This window comes from Delftia sp. WY8, assembly GCF_018437695.1.
In the GTDB taxonomy this organism is placed as follows: domain Bacteria; phylum Pseudomonadota; class Gammaproteobacteria; order Burkholderiales; family Burkholderiaceae_C; genus Comamonas; species Comamonas tsuruhatensis.
Map to the genome: position 1 here is coordinate 4,450,219 of NZ_CP049795.1, position 21,917 is coordinate 4,472,135.

Genomic DNA, 21,917 nt, shown 5'->3' on the forward strand with positions numbered 1-21,917 from the left:
GAAGGCATTACCTGTCGGAGACCACCGACCGGCAGGCGTCCCGTTCCACGCCGTCGGCAGGGCAGGCGGCCAGCTCCAGGCGCAGCGGTGCCTGCTCCTGCCTGATCGAGGGAACGGGGATGCCGAAGGCTTCCCTTTCCCTGTGCTCCAGCGGCCTGGCCTCTTTCAAGGCAGACAGAAAGGCCTTGCGCCACCAGTGCACGTCCTGCTCGGCGATGCGCTGCAGCAGCCGCTGGTGCCGCTGGCGCCTTTCCTGCAGGGGCATCTGCAGGGCCTGCTGCACCACGGCGGCCGTGCCGTGCACGTCGTAGGGATTGACCAGCAGCGCCTCCTGCAGCTGCTCGGCCGCGCCGGCAAACCGCGACAGCACCAGCACGCCCGGGTCGGCCGGGTCCTGCGCCGCCACATATTCCTTGGCCACGAGGTTCATGCCGTCGCGCAGCGGCGTGACCAGGCCCACGGCCGCCGCGCGGCACAGGCCCGGAATGCCATCGCGCGGCAGGGTCTGGTGGATGTAGCGCACGGGCATCCAGTCCAGCTCGCCGTAGTCGCCGTTGACGGCGCCGCACAGCGATTCAAGCTCCCGCCGTATGTCGGCATACGCGTCCAGGCCCTCGCGCGTGGGCGAGCCGATCTGGATCAGCGTGGCGCGCCGGCGCTGCTCGGGATGGCGGGCCAGCAGCTCCCGAAAGGCACGCAGGCGCTGCGGCAGGCCCTTGGAGTAGTCCAGCCGGTCTATGCCCAGCAGCAGGCGACGCTGTGCGTACTCGTGCTTCATGCGCGCATGCATGTCCTGCGATGCGCCGGACAGGGCCAGCGCCGCGAAGCCCTCCACATCGATGCCGATGGGGAAGGCGCGGCACACCAGGCGCTGCCCATGGGCACGCAAGGCGCCATCGCCCAGCGACTGGCCCCCGGCCTCGTCGCAGACATAGCGCTCGAAATGCTGCACGTCCTGGCGGGTCTGCAGGCCCACAAGGTCGTAGGCAAACAGGCAGCGCATCAGCCATGCATGCTCGGGAATGGCCGCCAGCAGGGTCGGCGGGGGCAATGGGATGTGCAGGAAAAAGCCGATGCGCTGGCGGCAGCCCAGGGCGCGCAGCTCGGCCGCCAGCGGGATCAGGTGGTAGTCATGCACCCAGAGGATGTCGTCCTGCGCCAGCAGGGGCAGCAGCCTGCGCGCAAGCAGCTGGTTCACGCGGCGGTAGCCGGCCGCATGGCCCGTGTCGAAGCTCGCCAGGTCCAGCCGTCCGTGAAAGACGGGCCACAGCACGCCGTTGCTGTAGCCCGCGTAGTAGCTGTCATGGTCCGCGCGGTCCAGGTCCACCGTGGCCAGCGTGACGTTGCCTGCCTGGGTGCGGTGCACATGGCCGGCCGGCGCGGCCTGGGCACCGTCGTCGGTGACGGCGCCGCTCCAGCCGAACCACAGGCCGCCCGTCTGCCGCAGCGCATCGCCCATGGCCACGGCAAGGCCCCCGGCCGCGGCCGCGGCCCTGCGCGGATCGGCCACGCGGTTGGAGATCACCACCAGCCGGCTCATGGCAGCACCTCCGCGCAGGTCTGCGCAGCCAGGTGCATGCATGCGGACTTCAGCCAGGCATGCGCGGCCTGCGGGCTGCCCAGCCGGTGGCGGGCCCTGGTTGCGCCTTCGCCCACCTTGATCGCCATGCCGCCGTGCGCCTGCACCACGGCAAAGCCGCTCTCGTCCGTGACATCGTCACCGGCAAACACCGGGGTGCGGCCGGCGAACGGCGCTTCGCGCAGGAAGGCCGCAATGGCGTGGCCTTTGTCCACGCCTGCGGGCCTGACCTCCAGCACGCATTTGCCGTGCAGCAACTCCAGCCCGGGCTGGTGTCGCAGGGCGCGGCCCAACATGTCCAGGCACAGCGCCGCCAGCTCTGGCGCACGCCGGTAGTGCAGTGCGACCGAGGAGCGCTTGCGCTCCACCAGCAGGCGCGGATGATCGGCCGCCAAGGCATTGCACATCTGCAGCACGGTCTCTGGCATGGCCGATGCCTGCATGTGCAGGCGGCCTGCGGCATCCCGCCGCTGCAGGCCGTGCTCGCAGGCGGCGGGCAGATGCAGCGGCGCCAGAAAGTGGTCCAGCATCTCGACCTGCCGACCCGTGACGATGGCCAGCGCACCGCCCAACAGACCCTGCAGCCTGGCCAGCATGGGGATCAGGACGGGGTCTGGCGCAATGGCGTCCGGGGTCTCGGCCAGCGGCACGAGCGTGCCGTCGAAGTCGAGGAACAGGGCGGATCTGCAGGTGGGGGATGGGGGTGTTTCCATGGAGGCGCCAGGGTATGGGTTGCCGGTTTCGTGGATCGACATCAGGAAAGCGTCTGCTGCCATGGCCTGCTCACCGCTCGGCCTTGATGGAGCCGCGGATGTTGGTGATGGCCAGGCAGAACTGCAGGCTCACCAGCGCCCAGGCCGCCGTGGACCAGCCCCACAGCGCCCACAGCGCATTGCTGAGCATCAGGACCCAGAAGCCCAGGTTGCGCCTTTGCGCAGAACGCGAGCCCACACACCAGGCGCCGGCGATGGAGGCCAGAAAGGCAGGCCACTGGAGCCAGTCGGGAATGTCGGGCATGGGGTTGCTCCTGTATGGAGTAAAGCGCGGGCACCTCAGTTGCAGGGCCGTGCCGGGTCGTCTTTGTCGATGGAGTGGCATTCCTTGCAGGCTCCGCTTTCGTGCGCGCGGGCGGCCAGATTGACGTGGAAGGCCGCCCCTTGCTGCAGCTGCTCCCCGTCCAGAGCCCTTCGATGCCGGTCATGCGGTTGCTGGCGATCTTGTTGGCTGCCAGCAGCTCGTTGCGCTTCAGGTGCAAGCTTCAGGTGCAATCAAGGCTGCTTGCGCACCATCTTCTTGCGCCGTTCGGCATCCAGGCCCGGCGTCTGGCGCATGTCGGTATCGACCTGGCCGGAGGCGAGGTCGTCATGGGCCTGGCGCATCACCGGATCGGGCGCATCGCTGGTAGCGTCCAGGCTCTGGTCGCGCTCGTGCGGAAGGCGCAGGCCCTGTTCGGATGCGTCGGATGCATCGGATTCACCGGGCGCATGGGGCGCCTTGCCGACCTGTCCCGGCATCTTGGTCTGGCCATCGCCCGACGGCTTCGCCTGTGTGGGTGCAGAGGACTTGGATGCGGATGGGGTCTTGTCTTTCATGGCGTCTTCCTTTCATTCGCGGGCCTGCGCAGGCGGCGCTTGGGCCATGGTCTCTTGGCCCTTTCGCAGCCGCCGTGGGACCACGCCGAAAGCGCAGGAACGAAAAGATGCCTCGCGCATGAACGCCGTTCTCAGGCACGCCGATTGCCCTGTGCCGGGGTGCGAAAAATGGCCACAGGCCACTGGCGCGATGTCCGCAAGGCCCGGTCGCCGCGTTCCTACGGCACATGGCCGCAAGCGCGCACGCCGGCGGCGCGCCACGGCGATCACGATAGACATCACTTTCAACTGCCAAGGAGCACATTCCATGACGCAATCGAATCCCGCAAACCGTGACCCGCTGTCCGACGCGCCCGGCGCACATCCCGTGGGCACCGGCATAGGCGCTGCAGGCGGTGCCGTGACCGGCGCTGCATTCGGCGCAATGGGCGGCCCCATCGGTGCTGCCGTGGGCGGTGTGGCCGGTGCCGTGGTCGGCGGGCTGGCCGGCAAGGGCGCGGCCGAAGCCGTCAATCCCACGGTCGAGGACGCCTACTGGCGCGACGCCTACCAGAACGAGCCCTACTACGTGGCAGGCCGCAGCTACGAGGAATACCGCCCCGCCTACGAGCTGGGCTGGAACGCGGCCGCCGCGCGCCGCGATGCCGATTTCGATGCCTTCGACGCCGAATGGGAGCGCGAATGGACCACGCGCCGTGGCGCCAGCCATCTGGACTGGGATCAGGCCCGGCCCGCAGCGCGCGCAGCCTGGGAGCGCGCAGGCGTTCGCGATGTCCGTGATGACACGGGGACCATCGTGGCACCGGCCTACACCGGCGACATCGACAACGACGATGTGGCCGACGTGCTCAACGACCTGCTCGAATCCTGCCGCGATGGCGAGTACGGCTTTCGCACCTCGGCCGAGAACGCCGACTCGCCGGACCTCAAGACCCTGTTCCTGCGCCACAGCGCCGAGTGCGGCGCCGCCGCGCTGGAGCTGGAGGCCGAGATCCGCAAGCTGGGCCGCGAGCCCGCATCGGGCGGCACGGTGGCCGGCGCGCTGCACCGGGGCTGGGTGTCGGTGAAGACGGCGCTGACCTCGCAGGACGACAAGGCCGTGCTGGAGGAGTGCGAGCGCGGCGAGGATTCCGCCGTGGCCCAGTACCGCAAGGCGCTCAAGCAGCCGCTGCCTCCGGCCATCCGCGTGATGGTGGAGCGCCAGGCCCAGGGCGCGCAGCGCAACCACGACGAAGTGCGCGATCTGCGCGACCGCATGCGCGCGGCCTCCTGACCTGGCACAGGATGCCTGGGGGTTGCTAGCCGCCTACGCCGTACGGCGCAAAGCGGCTGGCGTTCTCATCCACATGCAGCGCCTTTCCCACATAGGGAAAGGCGCGCTGCGTGCACTGGTCGCGCTCGCAGACCTTGCAGCCCATGCCGATGGGCGTGGCCGATTCCGGATCGCCCAGGTCCAGCCCCTTGGCATAGACCAGGCGCGAGGCATGGCGTATGTCGCAGCCCAGGCCGATGGAGAAGGTCTTGCGCGGCGAACCATAGCCCCGCTGACCATGCGAGACCGAGCGTGCAATCCACAGGTAGCGCCGCCCGTCGGGCATGCTGGCGAGCTGGCGCAGCACCTGGTCGGGCTGGCCGAAGGCCTCGTACACCGTCCACAGCGGGCAGGTGCCGCCGGTGCGGCTGAAGTGGAAATGCGTGGCCGACTGGCGCTTGGAGATATTGCCCGCGCGGTCCACGCGCACAAAGAAGAAGGGCACGCCGGGCGCGCCGGGCCGCTGCAGCGTGCTCAGCCGGTGGCAGACGGTTTCAAAGCCCACGCCAAAGCGCTGGCCCAGCAGGTCGATGTCATAGCGCAGCTGCTCGGCCGATTCCAGGAACAGGTCGTAGGGCAGCAACAGCGCGCCCGCAAAGTAGTTGGCAAGGCCCACGCGGGCGAGCTTGCTTGAGGCCGGGTCGCCCTGGAAGGCGGCGGTGGCGATCAGCCGGTCCAGCGTGTCGCCCATCTCCAGCAAGGCCAACTGCGTGCCCAGCTGGAAGGCCTGTTGCGCAGGCTCCAGCGCCGAGGACAGCCACAGCGAGCGCGTGGCCGGGTCGAACCGGCGCTGGCTTTGCCGGGAGTCTTCCAGGCGATGCACCTGCACGCCGTGGCGCTGCTGCAGCCGCCGGACCAGCCAGTCCGCCAGATGGCCCGGGTCCGCACGCGCCTCGCCGGCCAGAGCCTGGGCCGCGCGGTCCACTTCATCGAAGTAGTTCTGGTGCGCAAAGAAGAAATCGCGCACGGCCTCGAACGGCATGGTGCGCGCCACCGGCATGTCCGAGCGGTCATCGCCCAGCCTGAGCGACATGCTCTCGATGCGCTCCAGGGCTTCCAGATGGCGGCGGTGCAGCGCCATCACCGCACGTCCCAGGGCGGGCATCTGCGCGGCGACTTCCTGCAGCTCGGGCAGGGCAATGGATTCGGGCGCCTCGGCAAGGGCCTCGCGCAGGCCGGCGACCAGGCGCGCTTCCTCGTCCTCCGAGAACTGCTGGATATCGACGCCCAGCGCGCGGTTGAGCTTGAGCAGCACCGACACCGTCAGCGGCCGCTGGTTCTGCTCCAGCTGGTTCAGGTAGCTGGGCGACAGGCCCAGCGCGTGGGCCAGGGCGATCTGGGACAGGCCGTGCTCCGCGCGCAGTTTGCGCAGCTTGACGCCCATGAACGTCTTCTTCATGGCTGTTTCCTCGGGTGGCTGTTATTCGCAGAATTTGCAAATTCGCGGACTTCGTTTCGCAAGAATTCGCCTTTTCAGCACTATGGCAGGGGCGCTATTTTGCGTAAATTGCGAAACATGACAACACCCACCGGAACCGCCGAGCTGCATGAACTGGTATTGCCCGCGCTGGCCAACCACCACGGCACGCTGTTCGCGGGCCAGGGCCTGCAGCTCATGGCCAAGGCGGCCTTTCTCGCTGCGCGCAGCCTGGCACAGCGCGAGATCGTGATGGCCGCCGTCACCGGCGTGGACTTCCTGGCACCCGTGCCCGTGGGCCACGAGATCGTCCTGCGCGGCTGGGTCAGCCGCGTGGGGCGCAGCTCCATGACGGTCTGCGTCACCGCGTCGGCCCAGGCGCCGGGCATTGCCTGCGAGGACGTGCTCAAGGGCCTGTTCGAGATGGTGGCTGTCGACCACAACGGCCTTCCTGCCGCCATTGCCCATTCCTATCTGAACCAGGAGACCCTTTCATGAGTACCACGACCATCGACGCGCCATCTGCGTCAACAGCGCCATCTGCGTCCGCATTCAAGCCCAAGAAATCCGTCGCGCTGTCGGGCGTGACCGCCGGCAACACCGCGCTGTGCACCGTGGGCCGCTCGGGCAACGACCTGCACTATCGCGGCTACGACATCCTGGACATTGCCGAGGTCTGCGAGTTCGAGGAAATCGCCCATCTGCTGGTGCACGGCAAGCTGCCCACGCGCCCCGAGCTGCAGGCCTACAAGACCAAATTGCAGGCGCTGCGCGGCCTGCCGGCCAGCGTCAGGCAGGCGCTGGAGCAGCTGCCTGCCGGCGCCCATCCGATGGACGTGATGCGCACCGGCGTCTCGGCCCTGGGCTGCGTGCTGCCCGAAAAGGACGACCACAACCTGGCGGGTGCCCGCGACATTGCCGACCGGCTCATGGCCAGCCTGGGCTCCATGCTGCTGTACTGGTACCACTGGAGCAATTCGGGCCGGCGCATCGAGGTGGAGACCGATGACGACTCCATCGGCGGCCACTTCCTGCATCTGCTGCACGGCCACCGGCCGTCCGAAGGCTGGGTGCGCGCCATGCACACCTCGCTCAACCTCTATGCAGAGCATGAGTTCAACGCCTCCACCTTCACGGCGCGCGTGATCGCGGGCACGGGCAGCGATATGTATTCCTCCATCGCGGGCGCCATCGGCGCGCTGCGCGGGCCCAAGCATGGCGGCGCCAACGAGGTGGCCTTCGAGATCCAGAAGCGCTACGACACGCCCGACGAGGCCGAGGCCGACATCCGCCGCCGCGTCGATGCCAAGGAAGTGGTGATCGGCTTCGGCCACCCGGTCTACACCGTCAGCGACCCGCGCAACGTGGTCATCAAGGGCGTGGCCAAGCGCCTGTCCGACGAGGCCGGAACCACCCGCATGTACGACATTGCCGACCGGCTGGAATCGGTGATGTGGGAGGTCAAGAAGATGTTCCCCAACCTGGACTGGTTCAGCGCCGTCAGCTACCACATGATGGGCGTGCCCACGGCCATGTTCACGCCGCTGTTCGTGATCGCGCGCACCAGCGGCTGGGCCGCGCACGTGATCGAGCAGCGCCAGGACAACAAGATCATCCGCCCCAGCGCCAACTACACGGGGCCGGATGACCAGAAGTTCGTGCCCCTCGATGCGCGCGCCTGAGCCGCCGCTGTCCTGAACCTGGCGGGCGGGCTGCAGGCCTGCCCGCATTGCATCCGCCCCATGAACAACGACCACAAGAAACCCCTGCCCGGCACCACGGTGCACTACATCGATGCGCGCGCCGCCGTCGATGCGCTCTCGCCCGGCGCCTGGGCACGCCTGCCCTACACCGCCCGCGTCCACGCCGAGAACCTCGTGCGCCGCGCCGATCCCGCGCAGCTGGACGGCTACCTGCTGCAGCTCATCGAGCGCCGGCGCGACATCGACTTTCCCTGGTACCCCGTGCGCGTGGTCTGCCACGACATCCTGGGCCAGACCGCTCTGGTGGACCTGGCCGGCCTGCGCGACGCCATTGCGGCCGAAGGCGGCGACCCGGCCCAGGTCAACCCCGTCGTGCCCGTGCAGCTCATCGTGGACCACTCGCTGGCCGTGGAGTGCGGCGGCTTCGATCCCGATGCCTTCGTGAAGAACCGCGCCATCGAGGACCGCCGCAACGAGGACCGCTTCCACTTCATCGAGTGGACAAAAAAAGCCTTCGCCAACGTGGATGTGATCCCTGCAGGGAACGGGATCATGCACCAGATCAATCTGGAGAAGATGTCCCCCGTGGTGACCGTACAGGATGGCCTGGCCTTCCCGGACACCTGTGTCGGCACCGACTCGCACACGCCCCATGTCGATGCCCTGGGCGTGATCGCCGTGGGCGTGGGCGGCCTTGAGGCCGAGAACGTCATGCTGGGCCGCGCCTCCTGGATGCGCATGCCCGAGATCGTGGGCGTGCGCCTCACGGGCCGGCGCCAGGGCGGCATCACCGCCACCGACATCGTGCTGGCCCTGACCGAATTCCTGCGCCAGAAAAAAGTCGTCGGCGCCTATGTGGAATTCTTTGGCGAGGGCGCCGACAGCCTGAGCATCGGCGACCGCGCCACCATCTCCAACATGTGCCCCGAATACGGCGCCACGGCGGCCATGTTCTCCATTGACGACCAGACCCTGGCCTACCTGCGCCTGACCGGCCGCGACGAGGCCCAGGTGCGCCTGGTCGAGGCCTATGCGCGCACCGCAGGTTTCTGGAGCGACAGCCTGGCCGATGCCCAGTACGAGCGCGTGCTGCAGTTCGACCTGTCCACCGTGGTGCGCAACATGGCCGGTCCCTCGAATCCGCACCGGCGCCTGCCCACCTCGGCCCTGGCCGAGCGCGGCATTGCCGATGCGGCAAAACTGCAGGCCGCCCGCGCCCAGGAGCGCCAGGGCCTGATGCCCGATGGGGCCGTCATCATCGCGGCCATCACCAGCTGCACCAACACCAGCAACCCGCGCAACGTCATCGCCGCGGCGCTGCTGGCGCGCAATGCCAATCGCCTGGGTCTCACGCGCAAGCCCTGGGTCAAGTCCTCGCTGGCGCCGGGCTCCAAGGCCGTGGAGCTGTACCTGAAGGAGGCCGGGCTGCTCACCGAGCTGCAGCAGCTGGGCTTTGGCATCGTCGCCTTTGCCTGCACCACCTGCAACGGCATGAGCGGCGCGCTGGACCCCAGGATCCAGCAGGAAATCGTCGAGCGCGACCTCTACGCCACGGCCGTGCTCTCGGGCAACCGCAACTTCGACGGGCGCATCCATCCGTATGCCAAACAGGCCTTCCTGGCCTCGCCGCCGCTGGTCGTGGCCTATGCGCTGGCGGGCACCATCCGCTTCGATATCGAGCAGGACGTGCTGGGCGTGGTGGACGGCCGCGAGATCCGCCTCAAGGACCTGTGGCCCGCCGACGAGGAGATCGACGCCATCGTTGCCCAGGCCGTGCGCCCCGAGCAATTCCGCGCCGTTTACGAACCCATGTTCGCCATCCGCAAGGACGATGGAGACAAAGCCTCGCCCCAGTACGACTGGCGCCCCCAGTCCACCTACATCCGCCGCCCGCCCTACTGGGATACCGAAGGCGTGGGCGCGCTGGCGGCCTTCCCGCGCACGCTGCGCAACATGCGGCCGCTGGCGCTGCTGCCCGACAACATCACCACCGACCACCTGTCGCCCTCCAACGCCATCCTGGCCGACAGCGCGGCGGGCGAATACCTGGCGCGCATGGGCCTGCCCGAGGAAGACTTCAACTCCTACGCCACCCACCGCGGCGACCACCTCACCGCCATGCGGGCCACCTTCGCCAACCCGCAGCTGGTCAACGAGATGGCCGTCATCGACGGCGTGCAGCACAAGGGCTCGCTGGCGCGCATCGAGCCCGAAGGCCGCGTGGTGCGCATGTGGGAGGCCATGGAAACCTACCTGAACCGCCGCCAGCCGCTGATCATCATCGCGGGCGCCGACTACGGCCAGGGCTCCAGCCGCGACTGGGCCGCCAAGGGCGTGCGCCTGGCGGGCGTGGAGGCCGTGGTGGCCGAAGGCTTCGAGCGCATCCACCGCACCAACCTCATCGGCATGGGCGTGCTGCCGCTGCAGTTCCTGCCGGGCACCGACCGCAAGACCCTGGCCCTGGACGGCACGGAGGTCTATGGCGTGGAAGGCGAGCGCACGCCGGGCACCCAACTCACGCTGGTGGTCGAGCGCAGAAACGGCCAGACGCTGCGCGTGCCCGTGACCTGCCGGCTGGACACGGCCGAGGAGGTATCGGTGTACGAGGCCGGCGGGGTGCTGCAGCGGTTTGCGCAGGACTTCCTGGCGCAGGCTCAGGCAGCCTGAGCAGGGGGGGCGCCAGCGGCCAGCGGCTGGCGCGCCAGCTCGATGAAGGCCTGCAGATAGTCGGTCTGCAGGTCCGCCACGCGCGCGCCCAGGAAGATCTGCTTGGCAATGCCCTGGGCGCCCAGGCGCACGGGAACCACGTCCAGCTTGCCCGCGTACTCCTGCACCAGCCAGCGCGGCAGGGCCGCCACGCCCCGGCCGCTGGCCACCATCTGCATCATGATGTCCGTGGTCTCTATGGCCTTCTGGCGGCGCGGCGTGATGCCTGCCGGCATGAGGAACTGGTTGTAGATGTCCAGCCGGTCCATGGGAACGGGATAGGTGATCAGCACCTCGGGCGCGAGCTGGGCGGCCTCCACGAAATCGGCCCCTGCCAGCGCATGCGCGCTGGAGACCACCAGCACCTGCTCGTAGTCGAACACGGGCACGAACTCCAGGCCCGCCTTGAACAGCGGATCGGGCGTGACCAGCAGGTCGATCTCGTAGCCGAACAGGGCGCCGATGCCGCCGAACTGGAATTTCTGCTTCACATCCACATCCACATCGGGCCAGCTCGCCAGATAGGGCGCGACGATCTTGAGCAGCCACTGGTAGCAGGGATGGCACTCCATGCCGATGCGCAGCGCGCCGCGCTCGCCCTGGGCGAACTGGCGCAGCCGCTCCTCGGCCAGGTCCAGCTGGGGCAGCACGCGCTGGGCCACGGCCAGCAGGTACTGGCCGGCCTGCGTCAGGCGCAGGCTGCGGCCTTCGCGCAGCCAGATGTCCGTGCCCAGCTGCTGCTCCAGCTTCTTCATGCTGTGGCTCAGCGCCGACTGCGTCACGCACAGCACGCCGGCCGCCGCCGTCAGCGAGCCCTGTTTTTCGACTTCACGGACGATGGCGAGGTGGGTGCGTTCCAACATTTTGGTGAGAAAAATTCATGGATTTTTGAACTAGAAAAATTTTAGTTCATTGATGCGAATCCATTCCATGGCTGCCTTCATCGATTGAAAGCAGTGCATGACCATCATTCATCACCTCGGTTTCCCATCGGCGCCCGGCGTGCTACGCAGCCGGTGCGCCGGGCTGCAGGGCGCCGTGCAGGAAGGACTGCTCCATCACGGCCGCCACGCTGGCCCGCGCAACACGGCCGCGCCGCTCCGCATCCAGCAGGCCCACGGCCATGGAAAGCCACAGCTCGGTCATCGCCGCGGCCGTGATGTCGATGCGGAACACGCCGGCCTGCTGGCCGCGCAGGAAAAAGGCATCCATGGCTGCCACCCATTCGCTCTCTATCTGGCCGACCACCGAGATGTCGGAGCGCCAGAAATACATCAGAAACAGCAGCAGCGTCTGGTGGTCCTGGCAGTGGGCGGTGAGGCGGCGCAGCGCCTCCAGCGGCGCGTGGCGCTCCAGCTCGGCCGCGCGCATGGCGCGTGACAGCGTGTCGGCCGCATGCCCTATGAGCCGGTCGATGAGCTGGTCGCGCGTGGGGCAGAAGCGGTAGAGCGTGGCCTTGCTGATGCCGATGGCGCGTGCCAGCTCCTGCAGATTGGCCTTGGGATCGTCCAGCAGCGCCAGTGCCAGTGCGCCCAGCAGCTTGCCTTCGTCCTCTTGCTTGGTGCTCGTCATCGCTTGTCATGCCTCCTTGGAAAGTGCATAGATTTTATCTGTTGATGTTTTAAAGAATCAAATGAATCGATGTTGACTCATTTGAGTCTGATGTGTACCATCGCGGCCTTCGTATCGAACTCAATCAGGTTGTGAACATGAGCATGCGTCTGAACAAGCGACGTGGCCTGCCGCTGGCGGCCCTGGTGCTGGCCGCCCTGGCCGCCCTGGCAGCGGGCTGCGGCCGCAACGAGGCTCCGGCCGCAGCGGGTGACGCGTTGCCCGTGGTGCAGGCCGTCACCGTGCAGCCCACGCCGCTGGCCCTGTCCAGCGAGCTGCCGGGCCGTATCGAGCCCGTGCGCGTGGCCGAGGTACGTGCGCGGGTGGCCGGCATCGTGCTGCGCCGCCATTTCGAGGAAGGCGCCGACGTCCGGGCCGGCCAGGTGCTGTTCCAGATCGACCCGGCGCCCCTGCGCGCCGCCCTGTCCCGCGCCCAGGGCCAGCTGGCCAGCGCCGAGGCGGCCCTGATCGAAGCGCGTGCCGTGGTCGGCCGCAACGCGCCGCTGGTGGCGCAGGAGGCAGTCAGCCGCCAGGACTTCGAAGCCATGCAGGCCCGCCTGCAGGCGGCCCAGGCCGCGCGGCAGTCCGCCCAGGCCGAGGTGCAGGCGGCCGCCCTGAACCTGGAATACGCCACGGTCAGGGCGCCTATCGCGGGCCGCATCGGCCGTGCGCTGGTCACCGAGGGCGCCCTGGTGGGCCAGGGCGAGGCCACGCCCATGGCGCTGGTCCAGCAGCTCGACCCGGTCTATGCCGACTTCCAGCAGCCCGTGGCCGAAGCCCAGCGCCTGCGCGCGGCCCTGGCCGAGGGCCGCCTGGCACAGACGGCGGGCAAGGACGGCACGCCGGTCTCCCTGAAGGTGGACGGCACGGGCCTGCAGCGCACGGGGCAACTGCTGTTCTCGGATGTGACGGTGGACCGCGGCACGGGCCAGATGGCGCTGCGCGGGCGCTTCGACAACCGCGACGGCATGCTGCTGCCCGGCATGTATGTGCGCGTGACCGTGGGCCAGGGCGTGGACCCTGCCGCCATCCTGGTGCCGCAGCGGGCCGTGCAGCGAAGCACCGACGGGCAGGCCCACGTGCTGGTGGTGGACGGCCAGGACACGCTGCAGATGCGCCCCGTGCAGACCGCGGCCATGCATGGCGCGCAGTGGCAGATCAGCGCAGGCCTCAAGGCCGGCGAGCGCGTGGTGGTGGGCCGCATGGCGGGCCTGCAGCCCGGGGCGCGGGTTCAGGTCACGGCCCTTTCCGATGCCGCGGCCTCCCCTACGGCGGGGCTGTCCGGCACCTTCAGCGCCTCCGGCAGCTCCGCCACGTCCAGCGACTGAGCCGGCGCCTGCCCAAGGAATAGACCATGTCCAAGTTCTTCATCAACTGCCCCAACTTCGCCTGGGTGGTGGCCATCTTCATCATGCTCGCCGGGCTGCTGGCCATACCGGCGCTGCCCGTCTCCCAGTTTCCCAACGTGGCGCCGCCGCAGATCTCGATCACCGCCAACTATCCGGGCGCCTCCGCCACCACGGTGATGGAGTCGGTGACCAGCGTCATCGAGGAGGAGCTCAACGGCACCAAGGGGCTGCTGTACTTCGACTCCTCCAGCGGCTCCACGGGCCTGGCCGAGATCACGGCCACCTTCGCCCCGGGCACCGAGCCCGCGCTGGCCCAGGTGGAGGTGCAAAACCGCATCAAGAAGGCCGAGGCGCGCCTGCCCGCGTCCGTGATGCAGATGGGCCTGCAGGTCGAGCAGGCCAGCGCCAACTTCCTGATGATCTACTCGCTGACCTACAAGGACGGCAGCGGCAGCAACAGCGAGGTGGCCCTGTCCGACTACGCCGTGCGCAACATCAACAACGAGATCCGGCGCGTGCCTGGCGTGGGCAAGGTGCAGTTCTTCGCCGCCGATGTGGCCATGCGCGTCTGGGTCGATCCGAACAAGCTGCTGGGCTACGGCCTGTCGGTGGCGGACGTGAACGCGGCCATCGCCGCCCAGAACGCGCAGGTGCCGGCCGGCAGCTTTGGCGCCTCGCCCGCAGGGCCCGGCCAGGAGCTGAGCGCCACCATTGCCGTCAAGGGCACGCTGGCCTCGCCCGAGGAGTTCGGCCAGATCGTGCTGCGTGCCAGGGCCGATGGCTCGGCCGTGCGCTTGGCCGATGTGGCGCGGCTGGAGGTCGGCCAGCTGGACTACAGCTTTTCCTCGCGCGAGGACGGCCGCCAGGGCGTGGCCGCCGCCGTGCAGCTGGCGCCCGGGGCCAACGCCATGCAGACGGCCAAGGCCGTCAAGGCGCGCCTGGCCGAGCTGTCGCAGAACTTCCCTGCCGGCATCCAGTACGCCGTGCCCTATGACACCTCGCGCTTTGTGGAAGTGGCCATCGGCAAGGTCATCCAGACCCTGGTGGAGGCCGTGGCGCTGGTGTTCCTGGTGATGTGGCTGTTCCTGCAGAACCTGCGCTACACGCTGATTCCCACCATCGTCGTGCCCGTCTGCCTGGCCGGCACCCTGGGCGTGATGTATGCGCTGGGCTTTTCGGTGAACATGATGACCATGTTCGGCATGGTGCTGGCCATCGGCATCCTGGTGGACGACGCCATCGTGGTGGTGGAGAACGTGGAGCGCCTCATGGCCGAGGAGGGGCTGTCGCCGCTGGCCGCCACGGTCAAGGCCATGCAGCAGGTCTCGGGCGCCATCGTCGGTATCACCCTGGTGCTGGTGGCGGTGTTCCTGCCGCTGGCCTTCATGAGCGGCTCGGTGGGCGTGATCTACCGGCAGTTCTCGCTGTCGCTGGCCGTGTCCATCCTGTTCTCGGGCCTGCTGGCACTGACCTTCACGCCGGCGCTGTGCGCCACGCTGCTCAAGCCCGTTGCCAAGGGCCACCACGCCGAGCGCAAGGGCTTCTTCGGCTGGTTCAACCGCCGCTTCGCGGCGCTGACCGAGCGCTTCGACCTTCTCAACCAGCGGCTGGTGCGCCGCGCCGGGCGCTGCATGCTGGTGTATGCCGCCATCGTGGCCGGGCTGGGCGTGGCGTACACGCGCATGCCCGAATCCTTCGTGCCCTACGAGGACATGGGCTACTACATCGTCGGCGTGCAGCTGCCGCCGGGCGCCACCACGGAGCGCACCAAGGCCATGGTCAAGGACATGGAGGACTACATCCAGGGCCGCCCCGCCACGGCCCAGGCCGAGTTCCTGATGGGCTACAGCTTCTCGGGCATGGGGCAGAACGCGGCCCTGGCCTTCGTCACGCTCAAGGACTGGTCGGTGCGCGGCGCCGGGCAGGCGTCCTGGGACGAGGTGCAGGCCTTCAACCAGCGCTTTGCCAGCCTGTCCGACGGCACCGTCATGGCCGTGGACCCGCCGCCCATCGACGGCCTGGGCAACTCCGGCGGCTTTGCGCTGCGCCTGCAGGACCGCGCCAACCTGGGCCGCGAGGCCCTGATCGCCGCGCGCGACCAGCTGCTGGCCAAGGCCAATGCCTCGCCCATCATTGCCTACGCCATGATGGAAAACCTGGAGGATGCGCCCCAGCTGCGGCTGGACATCGACCGGCGCAAGGCGCAGGCCCAGGGCGTGGATTTCAGCGCCATCAACACGGCCCTGTCCACCGCCTACGGCTCGGCCGTGATCAACGAGTTCCCCAACGCGGGCCGCCTGCAGCGCGTGGTGGTGCAGGCCGATGCCCAGGCCCGCGCGCGGCCCGAGGACATCCTGCGCCTGCACGTGCCCAACGCCGGCGGGCAGCAGGTGCCGCTGTCGGCCTTTGCCACGGTGCGCTGGGAAAGCGGGCCGGTGCAGATCTCGCGCTACAACGGCTATCCGGCCTTCCGCATCTCGGGCGATGCCAGGCCCGGCCACACCACGGGCGAGGCCATGGCCGAGCTGGAACGCATCATGGCCGAGATGCCGCGCGGCATAGGCTACGAGTGGACGGCCCTGTCCTTCCAGGAGAAAGCCGCCGGTGCCCAGGCGCCCAAGCTGTTCGCGCTGGCCATCGTGGTGGTGTTCCTGCTGCTGGTGGCCCTGTACGAGAGCTGGAGCATTCCCGCCGCCGTGATGCTGATCGTGCCCATAGGCGCGCTGGGATCGGTGCTGGCCACCTCGGCCGTGGGCCTGTCCAACGACGTGTACTTCAAGGTGGGCCTGATCACCATCATCGGCCTGGCGGCCAAGAACGCCATCCTGATCGTGGAGTTCGCCAGGGACCTGCATGCCCAGGGGCACAGCCTGGCGCAGGCCGCGCTGCAGGCGGCGCGGCTGCGCTTTCGGCCCATCGTCATGACCTCGCTGGCCTTCATCCTGGGCGTGGTGCCGCTGGCGCTGGCCTCGGGCGCGGGCGCGTCCAGCCAGGCCGCCATCGGCTTCGGCGTGATCGGCGGCATGCTGTCGGCCACGCTGCTGGGGGTGGTCTTCGTTCCCGTCTTCTTCGTCTGGGTGCTGTCCCTGTTCCGGCGCAAGGCGCCGGCCGGCACCCCGCCTGCCCTGCAGGCCCCGGCAACCCCCATCGAGTAAGCGCCATGTCCATGCACTTCTTCCCACGCGCCCTGTGTGCGCTGGCCGCCAGCCTGGTGCTGGCCGGCTGCTCCCTCGCCCCGGTCCACCAGCGTCCGCAGGCGCCCATTCCCGCGCACTGGCCGCAACAGGATTCCGCACCCGTGCTGTCCTCGTCGGCGGCCACGCTGGACTGGAACAGCTTCATCGCCGACCGCCAGCTGCGCCAGCTGGTGGACCTGGCCCAGGCCCACAACCGCGATCTGCGCCAGACCCTGCTCAACGTGGAGGCGGCACGCGCCCTGTACCAGGTGCAGCGCGCCGACCGGCTGCCGGGCGTGGGCCTGCAGGGCGGCGGCACGCGCCAGCGCCTGCCGGGCGACATGAATGCCACGGGCCAGCCGCAGGTGCAGGGCAGCTGGCAGGCCGGCCTGGGGCTGGCCGCCTTCGAGCTGGACCTGTTCGGCCGCGTGCGCAACCTGTCCGAAGCCGCCCTGGGCGAGTACCTGGCCACCGAAGAGGCCGCGCGCGCCGCCCGCATCAGCCTGGGTGCCGAAGTGGTGCAGGCCTACCTGTCCCGCGACGGGACCCTGCGCCGGCTGCAACTGGCGCAGCGCACGCTGCAAAGCCGTGAATCCTCGCTGCGCCTGACCGTGCAGCGGCGCCAGGCGGGCACGGCCACGGCCCTGGACCACCAGGACGCCCTGGGCCTGGCCGCCCAGGCCCGCGCCGACGTGGAGCGCAGCGAACGCGAGCTGCGCCAGGCCGGCAACGCCCTGCTGCTGCTGACGGGCGTGGAGGATCTGGCGCCGTACCTGTCTGCACAGTCCGCACAGTCCGCAGGGTCTGCACAGTCGGCAAAGTCGTCCGACGTACCCCTGCTGCTGCAGGACCTGTCGGCCGGCACGCCTTCCGAACTGCTCATCCACCGGCCCGACATCCAGGCGGCCGAGCACCGGCTGCGCGCGCGCAGCGCGGACATTGGTGCGGCGCGCGCGGCCTTCTTCCCGCGCATCTCGCTCACCGGCTTCCTGGGATCTTCCAGCGCCGATCTGTCCGACCTGTTCCGCTCGGGCCAGCGCGCCTGGTCGTTCACTCCCCAGGTCACGCTGCCCCTCTTCGACGGGGGGCGCAACCGCGCCAACCTCGACCTGGCCGTGCTGCGCAAGGACATGGCCGTGGCAGCCTACGAGCAGGCCATCCAGACCGCCTTCCGCGAAGTGGCCGACGCCCTGGCCGCCACCGACACGCTGCGCCGCGAGGAAGCCGCGCGCCTGGCGCTGCGCGACAGCAGCCGCGAAAGCCTGCGGCTGGCGCAGGCCCGTTACCAGGCGGGGGTGGACGACCATCTGCGCTACCTGGACGCACAGCGCAACGCCTTCGCCAATGAAAGCGCCTACATCGATACCGTGACCCAGCGGCAGCTGGCGCTGGCCCAGCTGTTCCGCGTGCTGGGCGGCAGCTGGACGGCGCCGCCGCCTCACAGCGCCCCGAACACCTCCGGCAAGGCGGCATCGCGCGGCATGCCGCCATAGCTCTTGGTGCCGCCCTGGCTGTCGATCACCACGATGCCCGGCGTGCCACGGAAGCCCAGGGACATCATCAGCTTGCGGTGGGCCTCCAGCGTCTTGCGCACGTCGGGGCTGACGCTGAAGGCGGGCGCTATGCCGCCCTGGGCGGACTTCTTCTCGTGCTCCATCAGTGCGGCCGCGCGGTCCGGGGCCTGCAGGATGGCGGCGGCCTTGGCCGGGCTGTCGTCCCGGATCACGCCCACCAGGATGTGGCGCAGCTGCACCTTGCCTGCGTCCACCCAGGGGCGTGCGGCCTCCCAGAACTTGTGGCAGTACTTGCAGTTGGGGTCGGTGAAGGTATAGATCACGCGCGGCGCATCGGCCTTGCCGTCGGGCACCCAGGTGGAGGTCTCCAGCTGCGCCTGCACGGTGTCGCCCGCCGGCTTGGCGGCCTGGGCCTTGGCCTGGGGGGTCTGGGCCGTGACAGGGCCTTCTGCGGCCGTGGCCCATCCCGCCGCCAGAAAGAGGCTGGCAGCCATGCCTGCAAAAAGGACGGTGCGTTGAAGATGCATGGGAACTCCTTGGAACGGTTGGATGAATGAGGGTGCAGCGCTGCGCGGCAAGCGTGCAACGCCTGGTGCTGTGGCCACAGCGGCGGACGGTGTGAGTCGGAGTGCATCCGCCGCGTTCCATCGGTCCAGGAAATCGCTTGCGGCAATCTCGCACACGACGGCCGACCGACCACGCGCCGTTTCCGCCGCGTTGCAGCCCATGGGCTTCGCACGCCGCCGATTGTCATTGACACCCTTGCAGATGCTGCGCATCGGCGCTGGGCAGTCGTCATTGCAGACAGCCAGGGCGAGCGGGGCAGGGTGGAGGAGGGCTTGCGCCCGGCGCGGCAGGCAGTCTTGAAAGCGGGGGCCGGTCCCGCCTCCGTGCTCAGGGCGCAGCGGCAATCTCGGTCTGGCCATCGGGCCCGGCCACCAGAGTGACGGACAGGATCTGGGCCAGCATGCGTGCGAACTCGGCGGGGCGGCTGGCCTGGTAGGTGCCGCCAATGCGCAGAGCCGCCACGGCCGGGTCGTGCACCACCAGGCCGGTCGGCCCGTAGCGCTCCAGTTCCACCAGGGCGTCGGCCAGGGGCGTGTTCTCGAAGCGGATCAGTCCCTTGCGCCACAGCGCAATGCTGCCGGGCGCCACAGCCGACACCGGACCGAGCACGCCTGCAGGCGACACGCTCAGGGCCTGGCCAGCGACCAGGTCGGCAGGCGTTGCCGCGCCTTGCGCACCGGCCACGCGCACATGGCCCTCCTGCACGGCCACCTTGGCGCTGCCCGCCTCCATGCCCGTGGCGCGATAGCGCACGGAAAACCGCGTGCCGCCCACGGTGACGCGCGCCGGGCCGGCCAGCACATGAAAGGGCCTGGCGCTGTCGGGTGCCACGGCGAACAGGATCTGCCCTTGCGTGATGCGCACCTCGCGCCGGTCGCGGTACAGAGTTACCTGCGCCTGGGTATCGGCATCCAGGGACAGTGCGGTGCCATCCGGCAAGGTGATGGTCCTGGCCTGGCCGCGTGGGGTCAGGTGGCTGCTGGTGAAGGTGGGCTGCTGCTGCCACTGGTGCCAGCCCACGCCCACGGCCAGGACCAGGGCAAGGGCCACCGTGCAGCACAGGGCCGCCAGGGCAGGTCGCGGCAGCAGGCGGGACCAGCTCCAGCCTTGGCGCTCTTCGGAGGACGGGCGCTGCGAGGCCGGTTCCGGGCGTGCGTGAGGCGCCGACTGCGAGCGCCGGCGTGCCTGCTCCGCGCGCAGGCGCGCCACCTGTTCGGGGGGAATGGACCGCGCTGCCGCCAGGCTCTGGCCCAGGTGGCGCAAGGCGGCCTCGTGCGCCGTGCTGGCCGCCAGCCATTCGGTGAATTCGGCTTCTTCCTCGGCGGTCAGGCCTTGCTCCATGCGCGTGTGCCAGTCGGCCGCAGCGAGGTCGATGGGGTTTTGCCCGCGGAAGAACTCTTCCAGTTCGCGCACCTGCGCAGCCTTGTCCAGGGGCGCGGTGCAGGAGCGGTGGCGGCGCATGCGTGCGGCTTGCCGGCTTCAGAAGCTGGTCCAGTCCTGCGATTCGGCGGACGGCTTGGCCGCAGCCAGGCGTGCAGGGCTTGCAGGGCGCGCGCCAGCTGCGGGTCGTGCCGGTGCCGGCCTGGCCGGCGCCAGCGCAGATGCCGTGGCCGCGCGCGTGGGCACGGACGCCGGCAGCGGCGCCTGCAAACGCGGCTGCTGCGCCGCGCCACCCTGGTCGCCCAGGCGGAAGATGGCCACGGCCTGCACCAGGCGCTGGGCCTGGGACTTGAGGCTGGAGGCCGCCGCCGCGCTTTCTTCCACCAGCGAGGCGTTTTGCTGCGTGACCTGGTCCATCTGGCTCATGGCCTGTCCGACCTGGGCCACACCGGCGCTTTGCTCGTCGCTGGCATTGCTGATCTCGCCCATGAGGTCGGTCACGCGCTGTATGGATTGCAGCACCTCGGCCATGGTGGCGCCGGCCAGGTCGGCCAGCTCCGTGCCCTGGCTGACGCGGGTGGCGCTGTCAGTGATGAGCTGCTTGATCTCGCGGGCGGCCTGCGCGCTGCGCTGGGCCAGGGTGCGGACCTCGGCGGCCACCACGGCAAAGCCCTTGCCCTGTTCACCGGCGCGAGCGGCTTCGACGGCGGCATTGAGGGCGAGGATGTTGGTCTGGAAGGCGATGGAGTCGATCACGCCCACGATGTCGCCGATCTGGCGCGAGCTGGCATGGATGTCCTGCATGGCGCCGACGACTTCCTGCACCACGGTGCCGCCCTTGACCGCCACCTGGCTGGCGCCGAGCGCGAGCTGGTTGACCTGGCGCGCGTTGTCCGCGTTCTGCTGCACGGTGGAGGACAGCTCATCCATGGAGGCCGCCGTCTGCTGCAGCGCGCTGGCCTGCTGCTCGGTGCGGCGGCTCAGGTCGGCATTGCCCTTGGCGATCTGCTCGCTGGCCACGGCCACGCTGTCGGCGTTGTTGCGCACGTCGCTGACCACGCTGGCCAGGCTCTGGTGCATGGCGTTGAGCGAGGCCTGCACGCTGCCGGCGGGCGCTTCGCTGCGCAGCAGTCCGGGGTCGAGGTTGCCGTCGGCTATCTGGCGGGCGACTTCACCGAGCTGGGCCGGCTCGGCGCCCAGCGCGCGTGTCAGGCCGCGTGCGATCAGCCGGCCCATGAGCAGGGCCAGCACGAAGGCGACCGCGCTCATGCCGATCTGCATGTTGCGTTGCTGCACATAGGACTGCGTGGCCTGCTCCACCATGTCCTGGGCGTGCTGGCGCGTGAGCCGGCTGTACTCGTCGGTGGCCGCGATCAGCTGGGCCAGCAGCGGCCGGCACTCGCTGTTCATCTTGGCAATGGCCTCGTCCCGTTGCTGGCGCAGCGCCAGCGCGACGATGTCCAGCGCCACCGGGCCGTAGCGCTGCTCTATCTGGTCGATGCGGGCGACCAGGGCGCGTGCCTCCTCACCCACCCCGGGCGCGGCCACCAGGGCCTTGAGCTGGTCCAGCCGGGTCTTGACCTCGGCATGGGCGGCGTACACCGCCGATTTTTCCATGTCCAGGTCGGCTGGCGTGTTCACCAGCACCAGGTTGCGCGCCGCGATGGCACGGCTGTCCACGGCTGCGCGCACCTGTTCGGCCAGTTGGGCACGGGCGTTCACGCCATCGACGAACCGGGTCAGGTTGCGGTTGGCATCGTCCAGCGCCTGCAGAGCGGATACGGAAACCAGCGCGACCAGCAGAGCCAGGGCGGTGAAGGCGGCGTAGAGCTTGGTCTTGACGGTCCAGGTGCGGAGATTCATGGCGCTTTCCAGGTAGATGGTGCAAGTATCAGTTTTTATCAAAGAATAAGTGATTAATTTGATAAAAGCCCTTTGAAAATTGTTAAATTTCCATGAGAAGTGACAAATTCAGACGAGGCATCGGTTCAGCGTCGCCGCTGCGCTTCCC

Annotated in this window: 18 protein-coding genes; 7 read left to right on the forward strand and 11 right to left on the reverse strand. The window is 69.1% G+C overall.

What is annotated here, in order from left to right:
- Nucleotides 1-7: 7 nt before the first annotated feature.
- From G4D77_RS20485 to G4D77_RS20505, 5 genes are read right to left on the reverse strand one after another with little or no spacing between them, the layout of a single operon-like run.
- Nucleotides 8-1,540: an alpha,alpha-trehalose-phosphate synthase (UDP-forming) gene (locus G4D77_RS20485; protein ID WP_154833433.1), complete on the reverse strand. Its 1,533-nt coding sequence runs from the start codon at nucleotides 1,538-1,540 to the stop codon at nucleotides 8-10.
- Entirely contained in the window at nucleotides 1,537-2,355 is an 819-nt protein-coding gene (otsB, locus tag G4D77_RS20490; RefSeq protein WP_154833435.1) for a trehalose-phosphatase, read from the reverse strand. Before otsB ends, G4D77_RS20485 begins: the two co-directional genes overlap by 4 nt.
- Nucleotides 2,356-2,362: 7 nt before the next feature.
- Nucleotides 2,363-2,596, reverse strand: coding sequence for a hypothetical protein (locus G4D77_RS20495; RefSeq protein WP_016448412.1), 234 nt, complete (start codon nucleotides 2,594-2,596; stop codon nucleotides 2,363-2,365).
- Nucleotides 2,597-2,631: 35 nt separating this feature from the next.
- Nucleotides 2,632-2,847 carry a hypothetical protein gene (locus G4D77_RS20500; RefSeq protein ID WP_227740897.1) on the reverse strand — a complete coding sequence of 72 codons (216 nt, stop codon included), beginning with the start codon at nucleotides 2,845-2,847 and terminating at the stop codon, nucleotides 2,632-2,634.
- Complete coding sequence (locus tag G4D77_RS20505; RefSeq protein ID WP_154833437.1) at nucleotides 2,848-3,171, reverse strand: hypothetical protein; 324 nt, start codon at nucleotides 3,169-3,171, stop codon at nucleotides 2,848-2,850.
- A gap of 307 nt (nucleotides 3,172-3,478) precedes the next feature.
- Here G4D77_RS20505 and G4D77_RS20510 point away from each other — a divergent pair, with 307 nt between their 5' ends.
- Nucleotides 3,479-4,444: a ferritin-like domain-containing protein gene (locus G4D77_RS20510; protein ID WP_016448410.1), complete on the forward strand. Its 966-nt coding sequence runs from the start codon at nucleotides 3,479-3,481 to the stop codon at nucleotides 4,442-4,444.
- A 25-nt stretch (nucleotides 4,445-4,469) separates the two neighbouring features.
- On the opposite strand, the gene G4D77_RS20515 is transcribed toward G4D77_RS20510, so the two are convergent.
- Complete coding sequence (locus G4D77_RS20515) at nucleotides 4,470-5,882, reverse strand: short-chain fatty acyl-CoA regulator family protein (RefSeq protein ID WP_017407105.1); 1,413 nt, start codon at nucleotides 5,880-5,882, stop codon at nucleotides 4,470-4,472.
- Between the two features lie 117 nt (nucleotides 5,883-5,999).
- Between G4D77_RS20515 and G4D77_RS20520 the strand changes: the two genes are divergently transcribed.
- Genes G4D77_RS20520 through acnD form a run of 3 tightly spaced genes read left to right on the forward strand, consistent with a single transcriptional unit; the run spans nucleotide 6,000 to nucleotide 10,270 of the window.
- Nucleotides 6,000-6,398, forward strand: a complete 399-nt coding sequence (locus G4D77_RS20520) for an acyl-CoA thioesterase (protein ID WP_154833439.1) — start codon at nucleotides 6,000-6,002, stop codon at nucleotides 6,396-6,398.
- Nucleotides 6,395-7,582 carry a bifunctional 2-methylcitrate synthase/citrate synthase gene (prpC, locus tag G4D77_RS20525; RefSeq protein ID WP_016448407.1) on the forward strand — a complete coding sequence of 396 codons (1,188 nt, stop codon included), beginning with the start codon at nucleotides 6,395-6,397 and terminating at the stop codon, nucleotides 7,580-7,582. Before G4D77_RS20520 ends, prpC begins: the two co-directional genes overlap by 4 nt.
- Nucleotides 7,583-7,642: 60 nt before the next feature.
- Nucleotides 7,643-10,270 carry a Fe/S-dependent 2-methylisocitrate dehydratase AcnD gene (acnD, locus tag G4D77_RS20530; RefSeq protein WP_154833441.1) on the forward strand — a complete coding sequence of 876 codons (2,628 nt, stop codon included), beginning with the start codon at nucleotides 7,643-7,645 and terminating at the stop codon, nucleotides 10,268-10,270.
- On the opposite strand, the gene G4D77_RS20535 is transcribed toward acnD, so the two are convergent.
- Both G4D77_RS20535 and G4D77_RS20540 read right to left on the reverse strand, forming a co-directional pair.
- Entirely contained in the window at nucleotides 10,258-11,172 is a 915-nt protein-coding gene (locus G4D77_RS20535) for a LysR family transcriptional regulator (RefSeq protein ID WP_154833443.1), read from the reverse strand. The two genes, acnD and G4D77_RS20535, sit on opposite strands and share 13 nt — an antisense overlap.
- 142 nt (nucleotides 11,173-11,314) lie before the next feature.
- Complete coding sequence (locus tag G4D77_RS20540) at nucleotides 11,315-11,881, reverse strand: TetR/AcrR family transcriptional regulator (protein ID WP_154833445.1); 567 nt, start codon at nucleotides 11,879-11,881, stop codon at nucleotides 11,315-11,317.
- Nucleotides 11,882-12,018: 137 nt separating this feature from the next.
- Between G4D77_RS20540 and G4D77_RS20545 the strand changes: the two genes are divergently transcribed.
- The 3 genes from G4D77_RS20545 to G4D77_RS20555 are packed head-to-tail and all read left to right on the forward strand — an operon-like array spanning nucleotide 12,019 to nucleotide 17,938.
- Complete coding sequence (locus G4D77_RS20545) at nucleotides 12,019-13,248, forward strand: efflux RND transporter periplasmic adaptor subunit (protein ID WP_154833447.1); 1,230 nt, start codon at nucleotides 12,019-12,021, stop codon at nucleotides 13,246-13,248.
- Between the two features lie 26 nt (nucleotides 13,249-13,274).
- Nucleotides 13,275-16,424, forward strand: coding sequence for a multidrug efflux RND transporter permease subunit (locus tag G4D77_RS20550; protein ID WP_154833449.1), 3,150 nt, complete (start codon nucleotides 13,275-13,277; stop codon nucleotides 16,422-16,424).
- A gap of 5 nt (nucleotides 16,425-16,429) precedes the next feature.
- Nucleotides 16,430-17,938 carry an efflux transporter outer membrane subunit gene (locus tag G4D77_RS20555; RefSeq protein WP_154833451.1) on the forward strand — a complete coding sequence of 503 codons (1,509 nt, stop codon included), beginning with the start codon at nucleotides 16,430-16,432 and terminating at the stop codon, nucleotides 17,936-17,938.
- Here the strand turns inward: G4D77_RS20555 and dsbG are convergent.
- From dsbG to G4D77_RS20570, 3 genes are all read right to left on the reverse strand, one after another.
- Nucleotides 17,884-18,486 (reverse strand): thiol:disulfide interchange protein DsbG, encoded by a 603-nt coding sequence (dsbG, locus tag G4D77_RS20560; RefSeq protein WP_154833453.1) that lies wholly within the window; start codon nucleotides 18,484-18,486, stop codon nucleotides 17,884-17,886. The two genes, G4D77_RS20555 and dsbG, sit on opposite strands and share 55 nt — an antisense overlap.
- A 367-nt stretch (nucleotides 18,487-18,853) precedes the next feature.
- Complete coding sequence (locus G4D77_RS20565) at nucleotides 18,854-19,987, reverse strand: FecR family protein (RefSeq protein ID WP_154833455.1); 1,134 nt, start codon at nucleotides 19,985-19,987, stop codon at nucleotides 18,854-18,856.
- Between the two features lie 18 nt (nucleotides 19,988-20,005).
- Nucleotides 20,006-21,769, reverse strand: coding sequence for a methyl-accepting chemotaxis protein (locus G4D77_RS20570; RefSeq protein ID WP_154833457.1), 1,764 nt, complete (start codon nucleotides 21,767-21,769; stop codon nucleotides 20,006-20,008).
- Nucleotides 21,770-21,917 lie beyond the last annotated feature (148 nt).

Excerpts from the sequence above, each read along its gene's own strand:
- G4D77_RS20485 (WP_154833433.1), bottom strand. The coding sequence starts at position 1,540 with ATGAGCCGGCTGGTGGTGATCTCCAACCGCGTGGCCGATCCGCGCAGG.
- otsB (WP_154833435.1), bottom strand. The coding sequence starts at position 2,355 with ATGGCAGCAGACGCTTTCCTGATGTCGATCCACGAAACCGGCAACCCA.
- G4D77_RS20495 (WP_016448412.1), bottom strand. The coding sequence starts at position 2,596 with ATGCCCGACATTCCCGACTGGCTCCAGTGGCCTGCCTTTCTGGCCTCC.
- G4D77_RS20505 (WP_154833437.1), bottom strand. The coding sequence starts at position 3,171 with ATGAAAGACAAGACCCCATCCGCATCCAAGTCCTCTGCACCCACACAG.
- G4D77_RS20510 (WP_016448410.1), top strand. The coding sequence starts at position 3,479 with ATGACGCAATCGAATCCCGCAAACCGTGACCCGCTGTCCGACGCGCCC.
- G4D77_RS20515 (WP_017407105.1), bottom strand. The coding sequence starts at position 5,882 with ATGAAGAAGACGTTCATGGGCGTCAAGCTGCGCAAACTGCGCGCGGAG.
- G4D77_RS20520 (WP_154833439.1), top strand. The coding sequence starts at position 6,000 with ATGACAACACCCACCGGAACCGCCGAGCTGCATGAACTGGTATTGCCC.
- prpC (WP_016448407.1), top strand. The coding sequence starts at position 6,395 with ATGAGTACCACGACCATCGACGCGCCATCTGCGTCAACAGCGCCATCT.
- acnD (WP_154833441.1), top strand. The coding sequence starts at position 7,643 with ATGAACAACGACCACAAGAAACCCCTGCCCGGCACCACGGTGCACTAC.
- G4D77_RS20535 (WP_154833443.1), bottom strand. The coding sequence starts at position 11,172 with ATGTTGGAACGCACCCACCTCGCCATCGTCCGTGAAGTCGAAAAACAG.
- G4D77_RS20540 (WP_154833445.1), bottom strand. The coding sequence starts at position 11,881 with ATGACGAGCACCAAGCAAGAGGACGAAGGCAAGCTGCTGGGCGCACTG.
- G4D77_RS20545 (WP_154833447.1), top strand. The coding sequence starts at position 12,019 with ATGAGCATGCGTCTGAACAAGCGACGTGGCCTGCCGCTGGCGGCCCTG.
- G4D77_RS20550 (WP_154833449.1), top strand. The coding sequence starts at position 13,275 with ATGTCCAAGTTCTTCATCAACTGCCCCAACTTCGCCTGGGTGGTGGCC.
- G4D77_RS20555 (WP_154833451.1), top strand. The coding sequence starts at position 16,430 with ATGTCCATGCACTTCTTCCCACGCGCCCTGTGTGCGCTGGCCGCCAGC.
- dsbG (WP_154833453.1), bottom strand. The coding sequence starts at position 18,486 with ATGCATCTTCAACGCACCGTCCTTTTTGCAGGCATGGCTGCCAGCCTC.
- G4D77_RS20565 (WP_154833455.1), bottom strand. The coding sequence starts at position 19,987 with ATGCGCCGCCACCGCTCCTGCACCGCGCCCCTGGACAAGGCTGCGCAG.
- G4D77_RS20570 (WP_154833457.1), bottom strand. The coding sequence starts at position 21,769 with ATGAATCTCCGCACCTGGACCGTCAAGACCAAGCTCTACGCCGCCTTC.